Genomic DNA, 7,119 nt, shown 5'->3' on the forward strand with positions numbered 1-7,119 from the left:
CCGGAGATCGCGCGGGCGATGACCAGCCGCTGGATCTCGCTGGTCCCCTCGAAGACGGTGTAGATCGCACTGTCGCGGTGCATCCGCTCGACCGGGTACTCCCGGGTGAAGCCGTTCCCGCCGAGGATCTGCATCGCCTGCGTGGTCACCCACTTCGCGGTCTCGCCGGCGTAGAGCTTGGACATCGAGCCCTCGGCGGCGGTGAACGGCTGGTTGTTGACCGCCATCCAGGAGGCCCGCCAGACCAACAGCCGGGCGGCGTCGATCCGGGTGCGCATGTCGGCGAGCTGGAAGGCGACGCCCTGGTTGTCGATGATCGGCCGGCCGAACTGGACCCGGGTGCCCGCGTAGTCGAGCGCCACCTCGTAGGCGGCCCGGGCGATGCCGATGGCCTGCGCGCCGACGGCCGGCCGGGAGGCCTCGAAGGTGGCCATCGCCGCGTTCTTCCCGGCCGCGCCGGTCCCGCGCGCCGAGGCCGCGCCGGCGGCCCGTTCGCGCGCCCGGGCGAGGCGCTCGTCGAGCTTCTCCTTGCCGCCGAGCAGGCAGTGTCCGGGAATCCTGACGTCGTCGAGGACGACCTCGGCGGTGTGCGAGGCGCGGATGCCGTGCTTCTTGAACTTCTGGCCCTGGGAGAGTCCGGAGGTGCCGGGCGGGACGATGAACGAGGCCTGGCCGCGTGCGCCGAGGGCCGGGTCGACGGTCGCGACGATGACGTGCACGTCGGCGATGCCGCCGTTGGTGGCCCAGGTCTTGGTGCCGGTCAGCACCCACTCGTCGGTGGCCTCCTGGTACACGGCGCGGGTGCGCAGCGCGGAGACGTCGGAGCCGGCGTCCGGCTCGGAGGAGCAGAAGGCGGCCAGTTTGACGTCGTCGGGGGTGCCGAACATCTGCGGGGCCCAGGTGCCGATCTGCTCGTCGGTGCCGTTGGCGAGCACGGCGACGGCGGCGAGGGTGGTGCCGACGATGGCGAGGCCGAGGCCGGCGTCGCCCCAGAACAGTTCCTCCATCGCGATCGGGATGCCGACGCCGGACGGGTCGAAGTACTGCTGGGCGTAGAAGTCCAGCGAGTAGATGCCGATCTTGGCGGCCTCCTGGATGATCGGCCAGGGGGTCTCCTCGCGCTCGTCCCACTCGGCTGCGGCGGGCCGCATCACGTCGGCGGCGAAGCCGTGCAGCCAGTCCCGGACGGCCAGCTGGTCCGGGCCCGGGTCGAGGGAGAAGGTGCTCATGGTGCCTCCGGTCAACGGGTTCGCGCACGGTGTGGTCAGCGGTGCGGCGGCGAGGGTCGGGGTAGGGGTGCGGGGCCGGGCCGTGGTCCGGCCGGGTTCCTGGGCCCGGCGTCGGCAGGGCGCCGTCCGGGCCCACGCCACCGGCGTGTTACCCGGGGTAACATAGCGGGAGTCTGCTACTGATTGGTAACGCCTGTCAACGCCCGTGGACGCCGTCCGGCGCCCGCCCCGCCCCCTTCGACCGCAGGAGTCAACGCGTGCCGACGCCCCCCGCCCAGCCCGCCGGAGAGCTCCGCCGCGAGCAGTTGCTCAACGCGGCCGACCGGGTCGTCCAGCGCGAGGGCCCCGGCGCGAGCATGAACGCGATCGCGGCCGAGGCGGGCATCACCAAGCCGATCCTGTACCGGCACTTCGGCGACCGGAACGGCCTGATCACCGCGTTGACCGAGCGTCACACCAGCGGTCTGCTGGCCGCGGTGCGCGCCGCGCTGAACGAGCCGCTGGAGCGCAGGGACCGGGTGGAGCACGTGCTCGACACCTATCTGGCCGCGATCGAGTCCCGCCCGCAGGTCTACCGGCTGCTGACCCACCCGGAGGCCGGCGACCCCACCGGCGCGGGCCAGGCGCTGGCGCCCGCCCTGCGGCAGATCGCCGAGGAGATCACCCGGGCCGTGCAGACCCAGGTCGACCTCGGCGCCGACGGCCCGCTGCTCTCCGAGGTCTGGGGCCGGGCCGTCACCGGGATGGTGCTGGCGGCGGGCGACTGGTGGCTGGAGCAGCGGCCCTGCCCCCGGGCCCGGATGGTGCGGGCCCTGGCCGACCTGCTGTGGGGCCGGCTCGCGGCGGCCGCCGACCTGCCGCTGCAGGCCGTCCTCACGCCGCCGCAGCCCGAGGCGGCGGCCGCACCGGAGGAGTGACCCGCCCGCCACCAGCGGAGATCAACTGAACATGAGTCATGCTCACCTCTTGTGCCGGGCGGGGCGGTGGGGCAGGATCGGCGCGCACCGCCACCATCCCTGCGCCCCCGCCCGAGGTGACCCGTGCGCGTCCGCCGTCTCGCCGCCGCCCTGTCGCTGGCCGTCGCGGCCCTGCTGACCACGACGGCCACCACCGCCACCGCCGTCACCGCCACCACCGTCACCGCGGGGAGCCCGGCCGCCGACCGGTGGCCGGAGCCGGCCGGCGTCCGCGCCGCGTTCCCCACCGGGACCGTCACCGACCCCGGCAGCCGCACGCTGTTCACCGACGACCGCGGCCGGGTCCTCCAGCTTCGCGGCTTCAACATCGACAAGTACGGCGAGACCACCGAGGACGACCTGCGCTCGATCGCCGCGCACGGCTTCACCCTGGTCCGGGTGGCGGTCTCCTGGACCAGGCTGGAACCGGAACGGGGCCGTTACGACCGGGCCGAGCTGGCGAAACTGCACCGGCTGCTCGACCGGGCCGAGCGCTACGGGCTGCTGGCCGTCGTCGACTTCCACCAGGACGTCTACGGGCCGAAGTTCGGCGGCGGCGACCGCGGCGTCCCGCTCTGGGCCACCCGGGACGACGGACTGCCGTTCGTCGAGGACCCGGACGACTGGTTCGCCGGCTACTTCCAGCCCGCCGTGCAGACCGCCTTCCGGCACCTGTACGACGACGCCGACCTGCGCCGGCTGCAGGGCGAGTTCTACACCCGGATCGCCACCGAACTGCGGGGCCACCGCTCACTGCTGGGGTACGACCTGTTCAACGAGCCGTTCGGGCCCGTCGACGGCGACCCCAGCGACCCGGCCGTGCTGGCGGCCTCCGCCGCCGAGCTGGAGCAGGGCCGGCTGCCCGCGATGTACCAGCGGCTGATCGCCGCGATCCGCCGGGCGGACACCCGCTCGTGGCTGTTCGTGGAGCCGACGGTGCTGGTCGGCCAGGGTGTGCCGACCCGGCTGCCGGCCCTCGCGGACCCGCGTCCGGGCCCGGACCGGCTGGGCTACGCACCGCACTTCTACGACACCGCGGTCGAGGGCGGCCACGACTGGGACCCGGCCGGCGGCTTCATCGAGAACTACACCGCCGCGATCACCGGCTATCCGGCGGCCCACCGGCTGCCCGTGCTGGTCGGCGAGTGGGGCCCGCCGAACGCCCGGACGCCGGGCAACGCCGAGCTGGTGCGCCGTCAGGTCGCCGCGATGTCCGGCTTCGCCGCGGGCTGGACGATGTGGTACTGGTGCCGGGGTTCGGGCGGGTACTGCGTCCTGGGGCCGGACGGGCGCCCGGCACCCGGCGAGGAGCCCGCGTTCGCCCCGTACCCGGCGGCGCTGGCCGGGCGGCCGGTGGCCGAGCGGGCGGACGGTGCGGTGTGGACGCTGACCTTCACCGCGGCCCGGGGCGGCGGGGTGAGCGAGCTGGTGCTGCCGGGCACCGGGTACCCCCGGGGGGTGCGGGTCACGGTCGGCGGGGTCCGGGCGGCGGTGGTGGACGTCCGGCAGCCCGACGGGGACCGGGCCGGGGTGGCCCGGATCCGGCTGCCCGCCGCCCCGACGGGGGCGACCGTCACGGTGACGGTCGCCCCGCGCTGAGGGCCGCTGGCGAGGCCGGCGGCCCGGGGCGGCCGGGGATCAGAGCAATCCGCGGCGGGCCAGCAGCGGCGTGGTGTCGGGCTCGCGGCCGACCACGGCCCGGAAGCACTCGAGCGCGTCGCGGCTGCCGCCCCGGGAGAGCAGCTCGGCCCGGAACACCTCGCCGCTGTCGCGCACGCTGCGGCCGTTGCTGCGGAACCACTCCACGGTGTCGGCGTCCAGCACCTCGGACCACAGGTAGGCGTAGTAGCCGGCGCTGTAGTCGTCCGAGAAGGAGTGGCTGAAGTAGGTGGTGCGGTAGCGCGGCGGGATCCCCGGCACGTCCAGGCCGGCCTTGGCCAGCGCGGCGGCCTCGAACTCCTCGGCGTCGGCGATCTCCACCCCGGCGGGCACGGTGTGCCAGGCCAGGTCGAGCACGGCCGCCGCGAGGTACTCGACGGTGCGGAAGCCCTGGCCGAAGGTCCCGGCGGCCTCCAGCCGCTCCAGCAGCTCGGCGGGCAGCGGCTCGCCGGTGCGGTGGTGCCGGGCGTAGTTGGCCAGCACCTCGGGCCAGGTCATCCACACCTCGTTGACCTGCGAGGGGAACTCGACGAAGTCGCGCGGCACCTCGGTGCCGGAGAACAGCGGGTAGCGGACCGCCGAGAACAGGCCGTGCAGCGCGTGCCCGAACTCGTGGAACAGCGTCCGCACCTCGTCCCAGCTGAGCAGCGCGGGCTCGCCGGGCGCGGGCTTGGCGATGTTGAGGTTGTTGACCACCACCGGGCGCTTGCCCAGCAGCTCCGACTGCTGGACCAGTTCGTTCATCCAGGCGCCGCCGCGCTTGGTGTCACGGGCGTGGAAGTCGGCGAGGAACAGGCCGAGCGGGGTGCCGTCCGCCTCGAAGACCTCGAAGGTCCGGGCGTCCGGGTGGTACGCCGTCAGGTCGGTGCGCTCGGTGAAGGTCAGGCCGTAGGCGAGCCCGGCGGCGAAGAACACGCCGTCCTGCAGCACCCGCTCCAGCTCCAGGTACGGACGCAGCGCCGAGGCGTCCAGCCGGTAGGTGGACTGCTGGACCTTCTCGGCGTAGTAGGCCCAGTCGTGCGCGCCGAGGTCGGTGATCCCGTCGGCCGCGGCGGCCGCGGCGAGTTCGGCGCGCTCGCGTTCGGCGTTGGCGACGGCGGGGGCCACCACCCGGGCGAGCAGCGCCTCGACGGCGGCCACCGTGCCGGCCGTCTCGTCGGCGATCACGTGGTCGGCGAAGGTCGGGTGGCCGAGCAGGGCGGCGCGCTCGGCCCGCAGGCCGGCCAGCCGGATCGCCAGCGGGCCGTTGGTGTCGGCGGCCCGGCCGAGGGCCGCGGTCAGCAGCCGTTCGCGCAGGGCGCGGTCGGTGAGCTGGGCGAGCTCGGGCTGGTTGGTGATGTTCTTCAGGCTGAGTACGTACCGGCCGTCCAGACCGAGCGCGCGGCCGTTCTCGGCGGCCGCGGCGACGGCGTCCTCGGACAGGCCCGCCAGTTCCTCGGCCCGGTCCAGCACGATCGCCCGCTCCTTGTTGGCGGCGCGCAGGTTCTTGCGGAAGGCGGCCGCGCCGGAGGCGAGTTCGGTGTTGATCTCGCGCAGGCGCCGCTGCTCGTCGGCGCCGAGCCGGGCGCCGGCCCGTACCAGCCGGGTGTGGTGGCGCTCCAGCAGCCGCAGCGACTGGGCGTCGAGCCCCAGCGTCTCGCGCTGCCGGTGGAGGGCGTCGAGCCGGGCGAACAGGGCCTGGTCGAGCTGGATCGCGTCGTCGTGCGCGGCCAGCCGCGGGCTGATCTCGGCGTCCAGCTCCTGCACGGCGGCGGTGGCGTCGGAGCCGGACTGGTTGAAGAAGACCAGGACGACCCGGCGCAGCAGCGCGCCGGAGCGCTCCAGCGCCACCACGGTGTTCTCGAAGTCGGCCGGCCGCGGATCGGCGGTGATCGCCGCGATCTCGGCGAGCTGGTCGGCCATGCCGCGCTCGAAGGCGGGCGCGTAGTGCTCTTCCCGGATCTCGGCGAAGGGCGGCAGTTCGTAGTCCAGGGTGCTGGGCTCGAAGAAGGGGTTGAGACTCATTCGACCGACCCTACGCGGTGGTGTCCGCACTGCCTACCGTCGATTTTCCGATGGCCCGTCAGTCGATGGCGGGCCAGTCCCAGTCGAGTTGGAGGAAGAGGCCGAGGCGGTCGGAGACGCCCCGGATCTCGCTGATCCGGCCGTCCCGCACGGTGAACTCGAAGATCGCCTCGTTGCGGAAGGAGCGGCCGGTCGGCCTCGGCATCCGCGGGTGCGCGCCGGAGCTGACGCCGCTCTGGGTGATCCGGGCGACCACCGTGTCGCCCTCGGCGGTCAGCCGGTCGATCTCGGCCCGGTACGGCGCCAGGGCCGTCAGCTGGGTCTCGATCGCCGCGAAGGCGGCGCCCGGCTCGTCCGGCTCACCGTGGATGATCTTGTTGTGGTCGATCACGTCGGCCGCCAGGTAGTCCCCGAGATCGTCGATCCGGCATTCGTTCAGCGCCGTGAAGAAGCCGGCGACCAACTGCTTGTTCTGCTCGGTGCCCATCGTTCCACGCTCTTTCTTACAGTGTAAGAGTGCCGTCGCGCAGTACTGTGCTCTTACGCCGTAAGAAAGTCAAGGGGACCACCATGGCAGCGACCGCCAGGCGCGCCGGGCTCAACCGCACCAAGGTGCTCCGGGCCGCGCTCGAACTCGCCGACCGCGAAGGCGTCGAGCGACTCTCGATGCGCCGGCTCGGCACCGAACTCGGCGTCGAGGCCATGACGCTCTACCACTACGTCCCCAACAAGGGCGCCCTGCTGGACGGCCTGGTCGAACTGGTGGTCGCCGCCGTCCGGCCCGGCCCCCCGGCCGGTGCCGACGACCCAGTCGACGACCCCACCGCCGACGACCCCGCGCACTGGCCCGCCCGGCTGCGCGCCTTCGCGGTCGCCTTCCGCACCGAACTGCTGCGCCACCCCGGGGTGATCCCGCTGGTCGCCACCCGCCCGGTCGGCTCCCCCGACGCCCTGCGGGCGGTCGAGGAGACCGCCGCCGCACTCGGCCGGGCCGGCCTCCCCCCGCTCCTCGCACTGCGGATCGTCAACGCCGTCGCCACCTTCGTGATCGGCCACTGCCTCGCCGAGGCCGCCACCACCCCGGGCCACCCCGAGGAGCCCGCACCCGCCCCCGACCTGACCGGATTCCCCACCCTGGCCGCCGCCGTCGCCGACGGCCTCGGCACCCCGGCCGACCACCAGGCCCGCTTCGACCTCGCCCTGGACGCCCTGATCACAGGCCTCGCCGCCACCCCCCGCTGAACCGGACCACGACCGGCCGACCACGACCG

General features: G+C 74.0%; 6 protein-coding genes. 3 read left to right on the plus strand and 3 right to left on the minus strand.

The window, feature by feature from the left end:
- A partial coding sequence (locus AA75_RS22505) for an acyl-CoA dehydrogenase family protein (RefSeq protein ID WP_033821998.1) occupies positions 1 to 1,229 on the minus strand: 1,229 nt, incomplete at its 3' end.
- A gap of 257 nt (positions 1,230 to 1,486) precedes the next feature.
- On the opposite strand from AA75_RS22505, the gene AA75_RS22510 reads away from it, so the two are divergent.
- Both AA75_RS22510 and AA75_RS22515 read left to right on the plus strand, forming a co-directional pair.
- Complete coding sequence (locus tag AA75_RS22510) at positions 1,487 to 2,146, plus strand: TetR family transcriptional regulator (protein ID WP_033821991.1); 660 nt, start codon at positions 1,487 to 1,489, stop codon at positions 2,144 to 2,146.
- 123 nt (positions 2,147 to 2,269) lie between these two features.
- Complete coding sequence (locus AA75_RS22515) at positions 2,270 to 3,784, plus strand: cellulase family glycosylhydrolase (protein WP_033821992.1); 1,515 nt, start codon at positions 2,270 to 2,272, stop codon at positions 3,782 to 3,784.
- Positions 3,785 to 3,823: 39 nt separating this feature from the next.
- On the opposite strand, the gene AA75_RS22520 is transcribed toward AA75_RS22515, so the two are convergent.
- Together AA75_RS22520 and AA75_RS22525 are read right to left on the minus strand one after the other, a co-directional pair.
- Complete coding sequence (locus tag AA75_RS22520; protein ID WP_033821993.1) at positions 3,824 to 5,848, minus strand: M3 family metallopeptidase; 2,025 nt, start codon at positions 5,846 to 5,848, stop codon at positions 3,824 to 3,826.
- A 58-nt stretch (positions 5,849 to 5,906) separates the two neighbouring features.
- Positions 5,907 to 6,335 (minus strand): ester cyclase, encoded by a 429-nt coding sequence (locus tag AA75_RS22525; RefSeq protein WP_033821994.1) that lies wholly within the window; start codon positions 6,333 to 6,335, stop codon positions 5,907 to 5,909.
- Between the two features lie 83 nt (positions 6,336 to 6,418).
- On the opposite strand from AA75_RS22525, the gene AA75_RS22530 reads away from it, so the two are divergent.
- Positions 6,419 to 7,090, plus strand: coding sequence for a TetR/AcrR family transcriptional regulator C-terminal domain-containing protein (locus tag AA75_RS22530; protein WP_033821995.1), 672 nt, complete (start codon positions 6,419 to 6,421; stop codon positions 7,088 to 7,090).
- Positions 7,091 to 7,119: the final 29 nt, after the last annotated feature.

It is taken from the genome of Kitasatospora sp. MBT63 (genome assembly GCF_000710465.2).
GTDB lineage: Bacteria > Actinomycetota > Actinomycetes > Streptomycetales > Streptomycetaceae > Kitasatospora.